Origin of the sequence: Pseudomonas citrullilanati, assembly GCF_030580855.1 — a bacterium.
Classification (GTDB): Bacteria; Pseudomonadota; Gammaproteobacteria; order Pseudomonadales; family Pseudomonadaceae; genus Aquipseudomonas; species Aquipseudomonas citrulli.
The window spans coordinates 30,570-44,206 of record NZ_JAUQOP010000018.1 but is presented as its reverse complement, the minus strand read 5'-3'; the positions used below and the strand labels follow the sequence as shown (position 1 = coordinate 44,206).

Annotated in this window: 13 protein-coding genes and 4 tRNA genes; 9 read left to right on the top strand and 8 right to left on the bottom strand. The window is 59.4% G+C overall.

The features are described 5' to 3' along the window. Positions 1–59: 59 nt before the first annotated feature. A complete protein-coding gene (locus Q6A48_RS13910; protein ID WP_304554677.1) occupies positions 60–575 on the top strand; it encodes a DUF2062 domain-containing protein in 516 nt (171 codons plus the stop codon). Between the two features lie 151 nt (positions 576–726). On the opposite strand, the gene Q6A48_RS13905 is transcribed toward Q6A48_RS13910, so the two are convergent. The 4 genes from Q6A48_RS13905 to Q6A48_RS13890 all read right to left on the bottom strand — a co-directional run bounded on the left by Q6A48_RS13905 (position 727) and on the right by Q6A48_RS13890 (position 3,897). Further along, positions 727–1,506, bottom strand: a complete 780-nt coding sequence (locus tag Q6A48_RS13905) for an ABC transporter permease (protein WP_304554676.1) — start codon at positions 1,504–1,506, stop codon at positions 727–729. Next, on the bottom strand, positions 1,503–2,435 hold the full coding sequence (locus tag Q6A48_RS13900; protein ID WP_304554675.1) for an ABC transporter ATP-binding protein: 933 nt from the start codon (positions 2,433–2,435) through the stop codon (positions 1,503–1,505). Before Q6A48_RS13900 ends, Q6A48_RS13905 begins: the two co-directional genes overlap by 4 nt. A gap of 132 nt (positions 2,436–2,567) precedes the next feature. After that, complete coding sequence (locus tag Q6A48_RS13895) at positions 2,568–3,191, bottom strand: glutathione S-transferase family protein (RefSeq protein WP_304554674.1); 624 nt, start codon at positions 3,189–3,191, stop codon at positions 2,568–2,570. A 46-nt stretch (positions 3,192–3,237) separates the two neighbouring features. After that, entirely contained in the window at positions 3,238–3,897 is a 660-nt protein-coding gene (locus Q6A48_RS13890; protein WP_304554673.1) for a transglutaminase-like domain-containing protein, read from the bottom strand. Between the two features lie 276 nt (positions 3,898–4,173). Between Q6A48_RS13890 and Q6A48_RS13885 the strand changes: the two genes are divergently transcribed. The 7 genes from Q6A48_RS13885 (at position 4,174) to Q6A48_RS13855 (ending at position 11,718) form a co-directional block, all read left to right on the top strand. Continuing rightward, complete coding sequence (locus tag Q6A48_RS13885; protein WP_304554672.1) at positions 4,174–6,621, top strand: acyl-CoA dehydrogenase; 2,448 nt, start codon at positions 4,174–4,176, stop codon at positions 6,619–6,621. 117 nt (positions 6,622–6,738) lie between these two features. Then, entirely contained in the window at positions 6,739–7,146 is a 408-nt protein-coding gene (locus tag Q6A48_RS13880; protein ID WP_024776930.1) for a PA2817 family protein, read from the top strand. Positions 7,147–7,515: 369 nt separating this feature from the next. Then, a complete protein-coding gene (locus Q6A48_RS13875; protein WP_304554671.1) occupies positions 7,516–8,544 on the top strand; it encodes an alcohol dehydrogenase catalytic domain-containing protein in 1,029 nt (342 codons plus the stop codon). A gap of 28 nt (positions 8,545–8,572) precedes the next feature. After that, positions 8,573–9,247 carry a dihydrofolate reductase family protein gene (locus tag Q6A48_RS13870; protein WP_304554670.1) on the top strand — a complete coding sequence of 225 codons (675 nt, stop codon included), beginning with the start codon at positions 8,573–8,575 and terminating at the stop codon, positions 9,245–9,247. After that, positions 9,247–9,900, top strand: a complete 654-nt coding sequence (locus Q6A48_RS13865; protein ID WP_304554669.1) for an HAD family hydrolase — start codon at positions 9,247–9,249, stop codon at positions 9,898–9,900. Before Q6A48_RS13870 ends, Q6A48_RS13865 begins: the two co-directional genes overlap by 1 nt. Positions 9,901–9,904: 4 nt before the next feature. After that, the gene (locus Q6A48_RS13860) at positions 9,905–10,507 is read left to right on the top strand and encodes a DUF1349 domain-containing protein (RefSeq protein WP_304554668.1); all 603 of its coding nucleotides are present in this window, start codon (positions 9,905–9,907) and stop codon (positions 10,505–10,507) included. Between the two features lie 20 nt (positions 10,508–10,527). Further along, positions 10,528–11,718 carry an MFS transporter gene (locus Q6A48_RS13855; protein ID WP_304554667.1) on the top strand — a complete coding sequence of 397 codons (1,191 nt, stop codon included), beginning with the start codon at positions 10,528–10,530 and terminating at the stop codon, positions 11,716–11,718. 302 nt (positions 11,719–12,020) lie between these two features. Here the strand turns inward: Q6A48_RS13855 and Q6A48_RS13850 are convergent. The 4 genes from Q6A48_RS13850 to Q6A48_RS13835 all read right to left on the bottom strand — a co-directional run bounded on the left by Q6A48_RS13850 (position 12,021) and on the right by Q6A48_RS13835 (position 12,434). Beyond that, positions 12,021–12,096, bottom strand: a tRNA-Gly gene (locus tag Q6A48_RS13850). A gap of 3 nt (positions 12,097–12,099) precedes the next feature. Continuing rightward, positions 12,100–12,175 (bottom strand) — tRNA-Glu (locus tag Q6A48_RS13845). Between the two features lie 105 nt (positions 12,176–12,280). Next, positions 12,281–12,356, bottom strand: a tRNA-Gly gene (locus Q6A48_RS13840). 2 nt (positions 12,357–12,358) lie between these two features. Then, positions 12,359–12,434: transfer RNA gene (locus Q6A48_RS13835), tRNA-Glu, on the bottom strand. Between the two features lie 372 nt (positions 12,435–12,806). Between Q6A48_RS13835 and Q6A48_RS13830 the strand changes: the two genes are divergently transcribed. Then, positions 12,807–13,565 (top strand): hypothetical protein, encoded by a 759-nt coding sequence (locus Q6A48_RS13830; RefSeq protein WP_304554666.1) that lies wholly within the window; start codon positions 12,807–12,809, stop codon positions 13,563–13,565. Positions 13,566–13,637: the final 72 nt, after the last annotated feature.

Below are 13,637 nucleotides of genomic sequence, written 5' to 3'. Positions count from 1 at the left end.
CGACCGTAGAATCCGGACATACTTGCCGCCTTACTGCTTTGAACCGACCGAGAAGCCTTATGCCCCGGCGCCTATTCAAACGTTACATGCCTGACCCGCAGAGCATCCGGGAACACAAATCCTTACGCTTTCTCGGCACCTTGCTGCACGATCCCAACCTCTGGCACCTGAACCGTCATTCCGTCGCGCGCGCCATGGCGGTCGGCCTGTTTGCCGCGTTCCTGCCCATCCCGTTGCAGATGTTGCTGGCCGCCGCCCTGGCCGTCGCGGTACGCGGCAACCTGCCGATCGCCGTGAGTCTGGTCTGGCTGACCAATCCGATCACCATGCCGGCGGTGTTCTTCTGCACCTACCAGACCGGCGCCTGGCTGATGGACGTACCCGCCCGGACCCTGCCGGAAGCACTGACCTGGGAATGGATCAGTGGCCAGCTGTCGACCTTGTGGCAACCGTTCCTGCTTGGCTCGGTGGTCACCGGCCTGGTACTGGGCGCCCTGGCCTACTTCGTCACCATGAGCTACTGGCGTTGGTGGGTGACCCGGCAATGGAAACGGCGCAAGAAAAGCCGGATGTGAAATGCAAAAAAGGCCTCCTGGAATGGAGGCCTTTTTTGTGCTGCTCTATGGGTGCTATCGCGAGCAGGCTCGCTCCCACATTGAAATGCATTGCCTGGTGGGAGCGAGCCTGCTCGCGATAGGCGATGTATCAGTCAACACACAGGCCGGGTCAGGTGCGCATGCCGCGCCCGCTGACCAGCAACCGCGAACAACCGATGTAGAGCACCACGGTGGCCACCAGCATGAAGGTGATCGCGATGCTGATCTTGATATCGGAAACCCCGAGGATGCCGTAGCGGAAGGCGTTGACCATGTGCAGCACCGGGTTGGCCAGGGAGACGGCCTGCCAGAACGGTGGCAACAGGGAGATCGAGTAGAACACCCCGCCCAGGTAGGTCAACGGCGTGAGCACGAACGTCGGGATGATGGAGATGTCGTCGAAGTTGCGCGCGAACACCGCGTTGATGAACCCCAGCAGCGAAAAGATCGTTGCCGTGAGCACCACCACCAGGACCGTCACCCCCAGGTGATGCACCTGCAGATGAGTGAAGAACAGCGACAGCAACGTCACGATCAGTCCCACCGCCAGGCCACGCAACACGCCGCCCAGGGCATAGCCGATGAGGATCGTGTGGGGTGAAACCGGCGAGACCATCAGTTCCTCGATGGAACGCTGGAACTTGCTGCCGAAGAAACTCGACACCACGTTGCCGTAGGAGTTGGTGATCACCGACATCATGATCAGCCCCGGCACGATGTAGTCCATGTAGGTGAAGCCACCCATGTCGCCGATCTGCCGACCGATCAGGTTACCGAAGATCACGAAGTACAGGACCATGGTGATCGCCGGCGGCAGCAGGGTCTGCGGCCAGATCCGCATGAAGCGCCGCACTTCACGGTAGACAATGGTATTGAGGGCGATCAGGTTGGGGCGCAGTTCGGAACTCATACCGCCACCTTCGCCAGGTTTTTTTCCACCAGGGACACGAACAACTCCTCGAGGCGATTGGTCTTGTTGCGCAGGCTCTGCACTTCGATGTTCTGCAAGGCCAGTTGGCCGAACAGGCCGGTGATGCCGACGGCCTTGTCCACCTGGACCTCCAGGGTGTGGCTGTCCACCAGGCGGGCCGGGTAGCCGCTGAGTTGTGGCGCGGCCCTCAGGTCGTGCTTGAGGTCCAGCACGAAGGTTTCCACATGCAGTTGGCCGAGCAACTGCCGCATGCTGGTGTTCTCGACGATGGTGCCGTGGTCGATGATGCCGATGTTGCGGCACAACTGCTCGGCCTCCTCCAGGTAATGCGTGGTCAGGATGATGGTGATGCCTTTCTGGTTCAGTTCGGTCAGGAAGGTCCACATCGAACGACGCAGCTCGATGTCCACCCCCGCCGTCGGTTCGTCGAGAATCAGCAGGCGTGGCTCGTGCACCAGCGCACGGGCAATCATCAGGCGGCGCTTCATGCCACCGGACAATGAACGGGACGGCACGTCGCGCTTGTCCCACAACCCCAGCTGGGTCAGGTACTGCTCGGCACGCTCGTTGGCGATCTTCGGCGGGATGCCGTAGTAACCGGCCTGGGTCACGACGATGTCGAAGGTCTTTTCGAACTGGTTGAAGTTGAACTCCTGGGGCACCACGCCGATGCAGCGCTTGAGGGCGGCGGGCTCGCGGTCCAGGTCATGGCCGAAGACATTCACCGTGCCGCTGGTCTTGTTCACCAAGGTGGAAAGAATGCCGATGGTGGTGGATTTGCCGGCACCGTTGGGGCCGAGCAAGGCAAAGAAGTCACCTTCGGCGACGTCCAGATCGATACCACTCAGGGCCTGGAAACCGTTGCCGTAGGTTTTGGTTAGCTGCCGGATGGACAGAGCGGAACTCATATCGGATTACGCACCAAGAAGGGAGGAAAGAAGTACATGAGGGCGCGCGGCGAGCAAAACAACCACGGCGCACGAAGGCCATGGTGCGGGGCGTCGCCGCACAAGTACAGTCAAGCGTGTCGATAGTAAGTATTAAGTCAACGCGGTCATGACCGCCTTGCGGTACGCCGGACGCTGCTGCAACCGGTGGTACCAGGCTTCCAGGTGCGGCAAGTCGGCCCGCTCGATGGGCATCTCGAACCAGGCATAAATGAAACTGCCCAAGGGCATGTCGCCCATGCCGATCTGCGCGCCGCTCAGGTACGGTTGTTCGCCCAGCGCGCGGTCGGCCATCGCCAGCAAGCCGTCGCATTCCTTGATTGCGGCACGGATGGCCGGCCAGTCCTGCTGCTCGGCCGGGGTGCGCAGCACGCCCCAGAACACCGTCCGGAACGGTCCGGCAAAGGACGAGGTGGTCCAATCCATCCATTTCTCGGCGCTGGCCCGCGCCTGGGCATCGGCCGGGTACCAGGCCGAATCCGGCGCATGGCGAGCCAGCAGATAGCGCACGATGGTGTTGGATTCCCACAGCACGAAACCGTCATCCTCGATCATCGGGACGCGCCCGTTGGGGTTCTTCGCCCGGTACTCGGGCGTGTCCACCACCCCGAATGCGCCGCCCGCGTCGATGGACTCATAGGCCAGTCCCAGCTCCTCGGCACACCAGAGCGCCTTGCGCACGTTCGACGAGTTCTTGCGACCCCAGATCTTCAGCATCACGGTTTCCTTCAATGGATAAAGTGCCGCAGCAGCATACGCCGGATCAGCCGCGACTCAAATCGTCCTGCATGTCGCCGAGCAAGGGCGGCGCCTGATCACCGAACAGGTGTGGATAACATTTTTCCAGGTGCTCGAAAAAGAACGTTTCGGGGACGTCGACGAACTGGCCATGGTCGGTGATGTACTCCATCAGCTTCGCCCCTTGCCGATTGAACGGGTGGAAAACGCTGTCATGGCGGCCGTCGAATTCCAGCGGCGCGACATCGAACAACTCGCACAGGCTTTGGTTGAACGCCGGCGTGGCCTTGACCCAGCGCTCCCCCAGGTACAACTCGGTGTAACCGTGCATGGCGAACACGTCGCTCCTGAGCAGTGCCAGCAAGCGCGGCGTGGACAGGTGATTGCGCACATCCGCCAGGCCAATGCGCGCCGGGATACCGCAGTGCCGGGCGCAGCCGGCAAGCAAGGTGGCCTTGGGCACGCAATAGCTTTCGCCGTGGGCAAGCGCATGGCTGGCGCGCAGCGTCGCCGGATCGCGGCTGAAGGTGTAGGGGTTGTACCGCACCGCCTCGCGCACCGCGTAATACAGGCTGACCGCCTGCGCCAGCGGCGCGCGATCGGCACCGCGATGCGCCTCGGCGAAGGCGATGACCGCTGGATGATCACTGTCGATGAAGCGGCTGGGGCTCAGGTAGGGCTGCATGCTGGAAACGCCTCCGGGGAGTGCCGGCTGTCGTGGCTGGCATCGTTGGAACCGGAGTCTATCCATAGCCCCGCCGCCGCGATAACGGCGTTTCGGCCAAACAATGGCGTTTTCTCACCTGTTTGACGAACGATTTCCCACGGCTGTTGCCAACCAGACTGGCGCATCGCATCCAGGGTTTCCCACGAAATCAATCACATCGCGCCGACCGCCGGTTTTGCAGAGGCCGTCTAAGCTCTGTGGGTCGGTTTTGCCCTGGTTCACGGAGGATTACCTATGCTGTTGTTGTGGATACTGGTCCTGGTCATCGGGATCGCCTGGCTGGCCCATCGGCGCACCGACCCGTTGCCGGCGCTGGGCATCGTCGCGGTCTACCTGCTGGCCATGGGCATTTTCAGCCACGCCCCCGGATGGCTGATGCTGGTCCTCTGGGTGGTGCTCGCCGCCGTCGCGGCCCCGTTGCTGCTACCGGACCTGCGTCGCCGCTATTTCAGCGCGCCGATGTTCGACTGGTTCCAGAAAACCCTGCCGCCCATGTCCCAGACCGAACGCGACGCCATCGACGCCGGCACGGTGTGGTGGGACGGCGAACTGTTCAGCGGGCGCCCGGACTGGGACCTGCTGCTGTCCTACCCCAAGGTGCAACTGACCGAGGAAGAACAGGCGTTCCTCGACGGCCCGACGGAAGAACTCTGCGCGATGGTCAGCGACTGGCAGATCGGCCAGGCCATGGACCTGCCGCCCGAAGCCTGGGCCCATATCAAGGCCCACGGCTTCTTCGCCCTGATCATTCCTAAGGAATATGGCGGCAAGGGGTTCTCCGCCTACGCCCACTCCCAGGTGGCGATGAAGCTGGCGACCCGCAGCGGCGACCTGGCCTCCACGGTGATGGTCCCCAATTCCCTTGGCCCGGCGGAACTGCTGCTGCACTACGGCACCGATGAACAACGCGATCACTACCTGCCACGGTTGGCGCGGGGCGACGATATCCCCTGCTTCGCCCTGACCGGTCCGCTGGCCGGTTCGGACGCCGGGGCGATGCCCGACACCGGCATCATCTGCAAGGGCGAATGGGAAGGCCGGGAAACCCTGGGCCTGCGCCTGAACTGGGAAAAGCGCTACATCACCCTGGGCCCGGTGGCCACCCTCCTCGGCCTGGCCTTCAAGGCCTATGACCCCGATCACCTGCTGGGTGACGAAGAGGACCTGGGCATCAGCCTGGCGCTGATTCCCACCGACACCCCCGGCGTGCACATCGGCCGCCGTCACCTGCCGCTCGGCGCGGCGTTCATGAACGGGCCGAATTGGGGCAAGGACGTGTTCATCCCGCTGGACTTCCTCATTGGCGGCCAGCCAATGCTCGGCAAGGGTTGGATGATGCTGATGAACTGCCTGTCGGTCGGGCGCTCGATCTCCCTGCCCGCAGTGGGCACCGGCGCGGCGAAGTTCACCAGCCTGGTGACGGGCCAGTACACCCAGGTACGCGAGCAGTTCAACGTACCGCTGTCGGCGTTCGAAGGCATCCAGGAAGCCATGGCGCGCATCGGTGGCAATGCCTGGATGATGGACGCGGCTCGCATGCTGACCGCCAACGCCGTGGACCTGGGGGAGAAACCCTCGGTGCTGTCGGCGATCCTCAAGTACCACCTGACCGAGCGCGGTCGCGAGTGCATCAGCCACGCCATGGACGTGCACGGCGGCAAGGGCATCATCATGGGCCCGAACAACTACCTGGGGCGCAGTTGGCAAGGCGCGCCGATCTTCATCACCGTCGAAGGCGCGAACATCCTGTCGCGCAACCTGATGATCTTCGGCCAGGGCGCCATCCGCTGCCATCCGTTCGTGCTCAAGGAAATGGCCCTGGCCACCCGCGAGGACAAGGACCAGGCCCTGCTGGAATTCGACGGCCTGTTGCTCAAGCACATTGGCTTTGCCGTCAGCAACGCCGCCAGCACCCTGGTGCTGAACCTCGGCCTCGGTCGCTTCGAGCGCGCCCCGGGCAACGCCTTGAGCCAGGGTTATTTCCGCGCGCTCAACCGGCAGGCGGCGGCATTCGCCCTGCTGGCGGACCTGAGCATGATGCTGCTGGGGGGCGAGCTCAAACGTCGAGAACGTCTGTCGGCCCGCCTGGGAGACGTGCTAAGCAATCTTTACCTGGCATCCGCAGCCCTCAAGCGCTACCACGACCTGGATTCGCCCGACCATATGGCGCCGCTGTTCAGCTGGGCCATGGAGGAAAGTCTCGGTCAATCGGAGCGCGCGCTGGACGAATTGCTGGCCAACTTCCCGAACCGACTGCTGGGTTGCCTGTTACGTGTTGTGGTATTCCCGTTTGGTCGTCGCCACAAGGGCCCGAGCGACCGGCTGGATGCCGAGGTGGCCACGGTGATAGGCCGGGCCAAGGGCGACCCGACCCTCGAGGAATTGCTGCAAGGTTGCTATCGCCCTCAATCGGCGGAAGATCCAGTGGGCGCCCTGCAGCATGCCGCCGACCTGCTGGCCGCCGCCCATCCGGTGCAGAAAAAACTCCACGGCGCGCTCAAGCAAGGGCAGCTTAACCCAACGCCAGGCGAGTCCCTCATCGATGCAGCCCTCGAAGCCGGGGTGGTGCAGGCGGGTGAGGCCGAGGCCCTGCGCGTGGCCGAAGCAGCGCGGCGCAAGGTCATCGACGTGGATGACTTCGACAAGGAGGCGCTGACGCTGGCCGAGGCCAAGGTCCGCTGAAACCGTGGCGAGGGGCCTGGCTCCCTCGCCACGGCGTCATCCTGATCCACGGCCATGTAAAAGCCGGCGCAGGGGCTTTATACTCCTGCGCCCGTTTTGCTCTTGAGGACTTATCTCGTGTCCAATGTCGTTGCCGATCACCTTGTCCTGCTCGACCACCTGCGCAGCATCCTGGTCGCCGTAGGTGAGGCCGAACAGGTTCCCGAAGAAAGCCATGCCCTGTTCCTGGAGCGCTTCGACGAACTGCGCGCACAGCTGCCCGTCGACCCGATCGAAAGCCAGTACCTGGGCCAGGACCTCCTGTGCCAGGTGATCGTCCGTTATCCACAGATCGCCCACCTGGTGCCGCGCGACCTGCTCTGGTACTTCGGCGGCGACTGCCTGCACTACATGCCCGACGAGGAAATCGACCTGTACCAGGCTTTGGAGGAACGTCGTTTCGAAGCCGAACAAAACGACGAGCCCTTCGACTGGAACCAGGAGAAACAATTGCTGGCGATGTCGGACCAGGACAGCAAGCACTGATCGCACCCTGTTGCACGAAGGCCCGCATGGATCACCCTGCGGGCCTTTTTCATTGCGTGGGCGTGCCATCGACCTCATTCCCTTTGCAACTTGTATCGAAGTCATAATATCTGGCACTGCCAGCTCGAAGAAAACTCAAGTTCAACCACTATCTATCGCACTTGGGGCGCCAAGCCGAAACAACATGAATCATCATGTCGTTAACGGTAATTCTTTTTTGACTGAAATGTACGCTGCTCGCCTTGCATAATGCCGGCCGTTTCCGAATGGATGAAACGCGCCACACATCCTTGGTTCGCTCCAAATACTGCGGAGGCGGACACTCGTTGGCACGGTTCATTCACAATCAAATAGAGCAATGATGGTTATATGAAGGCGATCAGTTTAGTGAGCGGACGACAATTGAGCCTGGTGAATCACGACGAGCTCAAGACACTGCCTGTCGATGGTGTGGAGATAGATGTTGTACTTTCCGGTATTTGCGGAACCGACTTGGCGGTGTTATCCGGCCGAGAAGAAGGACAGCTGGGAATCGTTCGCGGCCATGAAGCAGTCGGCGTCGTCGTCAATGTCGGAACCGGCGTCACCCGCACGCATATAGGCATGCGTGTGGTCATAGATCCCAACGAATACTGCGGTCACTGTGAATATTGCACCTCAGCCAAAACCCACTTATGTAACGGTGGTATGGGTGCTGGCCTGGACATCGCCGGCGTCAACAAGCACGGTACGTTTGCCGAGCGCTTCGTCACACGCGAACGTTTCGTGCATGGCATCCCGGACGATATGAACTGGGAAACAGCCGTCCTGATCGAACCCGTCGCGTGTATCTTGAATAACATCGAGCAAGCGTCGATCAAAGCGGGCGAACGCGTACTGCTGCTTGGCTCAGGCCCAATGAGCCTAGTCGCGCAGATACTATTGCGGGCGATAGGAGTTCATACGCGTGCCACCGACCTGAACACCTTTCGAATTGAATTCGGACGCTCCCTGGGCTTGGACATCGTCCTCCCCGAGGCGCTGGAGCGCCATGGACAGGTCCCTGAAAAATTTGATGTGGTCATCGATACCGTCGGCAATCAACTGGAAATAGCCGCCAGCAGAATCAACCGGGGTGGCCGAATTGTTCTGTTCGGTTTCAACGGAAACTACCAGTACTCACTTGCTGTAAAGCACTTCTTGGTGAATGCCATCAGTATTATTGCAGCGGGAGAATACAACCAACACTTCCCCCTGGCGCTGCGTATGGCCCATAGACTTCCTGAATTAGGAAAGCTGGTCACCCATCGTTATCCCCTTGAGGCGCATCCAACAGCCTTCGATCGTTTGCTGAATGATCCGTGCGCGCCAATGATCAAAAGTGTTTTCACCCCCAACCTCAAGTACCTGTCACGTTAATTTTCCTCAGCACTCCAAGTGAAGCCCTATGAAAGTCACTGTATTTAGCCAGATCTCCATCGATGGCAAGCTTACGCTCGGCAACGAAGCATCCAGCAAACCGCTTTTCCAGCATTTCGACGAGGAGGACATGCGGTTCATTCACACATTCCGCAGCCAAGTAGATGCCATCATGGTCGGGCGTAATACGATTATCACCGACGACCCTCAGTTGACCAATCGGTACGGAACCGGCCGCAATCCTGTTCGTATCATTCCGACGGCCTCGCTGAACTTTCCTGCCTCAGCAAAAGTTCTAAGCTCCCCCGAAAGAACGATTATCGCGACCACGGAACAGGCCCGTCACCACGAAATGGTCGAGCAGATCCGCGCCCAAGGTAAGGAAGTGCTATTTGCGGGTGACGCGCGTGTCGACTTCAAACAACTCTTTCCCATGCTGGAAACACGCGGAATAAATCACATCATGGTTGAAGGTGGCGGTCATCTGAACTGGCAGGTATTCAACCTTGATCTGGTCGACGAAATAATGCTCATGCAATTACCTATCATCATTGGCGGATCTGACACCACCACGCTAATCGACGGTGAAGGGTTCCAGAATATTGAAATGACAAAAACCTTCAAGCTGCATGAGTTCGAGGCACGCTCACACTATAACTTCTTGCATTTCAAGCGAGATCCCAAACAACCGCGCGTGCACTGATGTCGACTATCCAAGGCTTCATTTTCGATATGGACGGTGTCCTGGTTGACAGTGAGCCGCTCTACATGGAACAGGAAAGAGACTCTTATGCACGCCATGGCGTGGTCCTTGACGAGATGTCCCTGTCGCGATTTGTAGGCACCACGCAGCGGCATATGTGGAGCGTCATCAAGGCTGAATACGGGCTTGTCGAATCCCTGGACTGCCTGATGGCTGAGCATCACCAGCAGTTGATGACCATGCTCGCTTCAGTGCCCCTGCCTCCGATGCCCGGGGTCACAACACTTCTCGGTGCACTTCAGGTGGCGGGAATCCCGTGCGCGGTAGCCTCTTCTTCACCTCGGGAACTGGTTGAGCTGGTGTTGCGTAATGCTGGGCTTCACCTTTTTTTCAATGAAACCGTTTGCGGCGATGATGTTGAGCGCAGCAAGCCGCATCCCGAGATTTTCCTCAAGGCCGCCATGCAACTGGACATCCCACCTTCGTCTTGCGTGGTGATCGAAGACTCCACCCATGGTGTAGCGGCGGCAAAAGCCGCCACCATGTTCTGCGTGGGCTTGCTCAACCCCAATTCAGGACAGCAGGACCTGAGTGCGGCGGACCTGTGTGTTCATCAGCACAGTGAAATAAATCATTGGTTTTTTCGGCGATGACAACATGAAAACACTGAGTCGTTCAGATTGGACGTGGATCAACATGCCCGAACGGTCGTCCATCGGTGACGACGAAATCATTATCCATACCACCCCGGATACTGATTTCTGGCGAGGTACCTATTACGGCTTGGAATATGACAATGCTCCGGCCATCGTGATTGCCAGCGAAGAACAGTACTGGACATTGAAGGCCAAGGTATCTTTTACCTCAAGCACCTACTTCGACCAATGTGGCCTGTTCATCTATCAAGATAAAAACACGTGGATGAAAAGTGGCATCGAGTATCAGAATAACGGCTTTCAACAACTGTTTTCCGTCGTGACCAACCATGGCTTTTCAGACTGGGCCATGACCAACTTTGACCGTGTTACCCAGACTATGTATTACCGGCTCAGCCGAAGGGGCAGTGATTTCCTTCTTGAAAATTCGGTGGATGGTCAACAGTTTTGCATGATGCGTATGTTCCATCTCTTTCACGCAGAAAAACTCGTTCAATTCGGCTTCTTTGCCAGCAGTCCAGGTGATTCCTCCTTCGCCGCGCGCTTCTCGGCGATTGAATGGACTGAATGCTGCTGGAAGGCACACGACGCCCCACGTTTCTAACTTCAAGAGTTCCATGCCTGATGCCTGCCGCCAAACCCGATCGCTACGCGCTTTACGCCTGTTATGCAGCCATGATGTGCTTGGCCATGGCCCTCAACTTTCTGCCGGTCTATCTGACAACGTTCAGTGATGCCTTCGGCTCCTCGTCAGGCTTGACGACGGAGCAGCTGGGGCGAATTCCCGCGGTCATGTTCCTCAGCTTTATAGTGGCCATCCTGATAACCGGCCCCCTGGCGGACAGAGGGGAGCCGAGGCTGATCATCCTATTCGGGCTGCTAACCACTTCGGCGGGCCTGGGCCTTGTAGCTGTCGCCCCTTCCTATGTCTTCCTGCTGGTGGCCGTCGCCATCATGGGATTTGGTGCAGGGGTGCTGGACATGATCCTCAGCCCCCTTGTTGCAGCGCTGCAACCCGAACGGCGAAGCGCCGCCATGAACTGGCTGCATTCGTATTTCTGCATCGGCGCGGTAACTGCCGTGCTGATGGCAAGTATTGCGCTGAAATGGGATATTTCCTGGCGCATTGTCGCCCTGGCCCTGGTCGTTGTCCCGCTTGTCACCTTCATGGCGTTCATGCGGTTACCCTTGCCGCCTCTGGTACAGGAGCACACGCAGCGTGAACCATTGCCAACCCTCATCAGGCAGCCCTATTTCATCGCCTGCATGATCGCGATCTTTCTAGGAGGGGCTACGGAAACGGGGTTGTCCCAATGGCTGCCCGCCTTTGCCGAACAAGGATTGGGGTATTCGAAAGAAGTGGGTGGTTTTTCTCTGGCCGGGTTTTCAGTCGGCATGGCCCTCGGGCGCATGGCTGCTGCCCTGCTGCAAGATCGAGTACCCGCCATTTCACTGATGCTGGGCTGTTGCGCCGTGACCGTCGGCCTGTTTTTCGTGATCAGCTTTTCGCCCAGCCCCGCCCTGGCGCTAACCGCTGCCATCACCGCTGGGTTCTCAGGCAGTTGCCTATGGCCCACGATGCTCGCCATTACTGCAGATGCCTTTCCGCAAGGGGGAGCCACCATGTTCTGCGTATTGACCGCCGCTGGCAATGCGGGGTGCAGCCTGATTCCCTGGCTTGTGGGGATTATTTCGGCGCACTCGGATCTGCACATAGGACTATTGGTGGTAACGCTCTGCCCCGCCAGCATGATGCTATTACTGGCATGGATGTCTCGGTGGCCGCATAAACAACCTCATCCGTGTCGCACCTAGTGTCCTGTCTCGCAAATAAGCTGTTCACTTTTGGCGGCGTCTTGAGCGCCCGGCCGGCGTTGCCACTCCTCGCCATAGCCCTGCTATGACTCGTCGCGGCGCCTTGGCCGAACACCCAAGCCACTCGCCAAAAGAGAACGTACTTGCGAGACAGGACGCTAGCGTCCCGTCATCCCCAGCCATGATCTAGAGAGCCGTGACGAAACCACCCCGCCATCCAGGCATGACGTCCTTGCCGGTTGGAGGGGATTTTTTCACAGGCATAAAAAAACGCCGCTCAATGAGCGGCGTTTTTTTGAATTTGGAGCGGGAAACGAGACTCGAACTCGCGACCCCGACCTTGGCAAGGTCGTGCTCTACCAACTGAGCTATTCCCGCAAATGGCGTCCCCTAGGGGACTCGAACCCCTGTTACCGCCGTGAAAGGGCGGTGTCCTAGGCCACTAGACGAAGGGGACACGCTGCCCGGAACACATGGTGTGTGTTCCAGTGCCCAGGCCCGCATCCGAAGATGACGTTCCTGGTTTCACTCAGCGTCGCCCGAGAGCAACGCTGTTTAAAATTGGAGCGGGAAACGAGACTCGAACTCGCGACCCCGACCTTGGCAAGGTCGTGCTCTACCAACTGAGCTATTCCCGCATTGGCGTCCCCTAGGGGACTCGAACCCCTGTTACCGCCGTGAAAGGGCGGTGTCCTAGGCCACTAGACGAAGGGGACACACGTACAACATTCACTGCTTATGGCGTTTCGCTGAGTGCTTTACGCTGTAAGTGGCGCGCATTCTATGGATGGATTCGAGGGTCGTCAACCCCCAGATATAAATTTATTTAAATCAATGACTTCCCAGGGTTTGAGGGCGATTCGGCGATTTGGCTCAGCCGATCTCTGACGCCTATATTCTGTCACTCGCCAAGGCGTTATAGTCGCACCCGACAAATAGTGGCAATGTGCACCCATTCGCTCGCGTTCCCGCGTAAACAGCGCGACGCCCGTCTAATCGCGTCGCCCGGGCCTATGCGCTTAAAAGCCAAGCCACTACACTCATGACATGCGTACCCCAATAAAGAGGTCTTACCGGTGACACCACTCATGATCACCCTGCTCGTCGTAGCCGGGATCGCACTGTTGATCGCCATTGGCTACATGAACCATGTGGTGGAAAACAACAAGCTGGAAAAGGTCCGCACCAAGGTTGAACTCAACGACCGGATGCGGCGCTGTGGCGAGCTCACCGAAACCTTCCCCGGGCAATTGATGACGCCGGCCTTGAAGCTGCTGCTGACGCGCCTGGAGATGAACGTCTGCCAGCGCTTGCTGAACCTGGACAAGACCAACACAGGGGTCAAGGCACGCCTGGACGAACTGACCGCGCTGGCCGCCCAGGGTGAATCGATACCGGTGGGCAATCCGCCGGCACCGATCCTGACCGAAGCCAAGGCCAAGGACGTCCGCTTCCTGCTCGAAGCCCTGCACGGCCAGATCACCCGCGCCGCCCAGGACGGTTTCCTGCCGCCCAACGAAGCCAAGCGCTGGATCCGCGAAGTCCGGCACATCCTGGTCCTGCTGCACATCGAGTTCTTCAACAACCTCGGTCAGCAAGCCTTGCAACAGGAACAACCGGGGCAAGCGCGCCTGGCGTTCGAACGTGGTGTGCAATACCTGCGCAAGCAGCAGGAGCCACAGGTCTACGCTGAACAGCTCGATTACCTGGAAAAGCTCCTGGCCCGCGCCAACGCGATGGTCCTGGCCAGCACCCAGCCCGTCGAAGGCGAGGTCAACCAGTTGACCGAAGGCTTGAAGGAAGACGAAATAAACGACGAGTGGAAGAAGAAGAAGGTCTACGACTGAGACGGCAGGGCCGGACCGAGTTCCTTCGTGACGAGGGAGCTTGCTCCCGCCGGGCCGGCCCGATACTTCGGG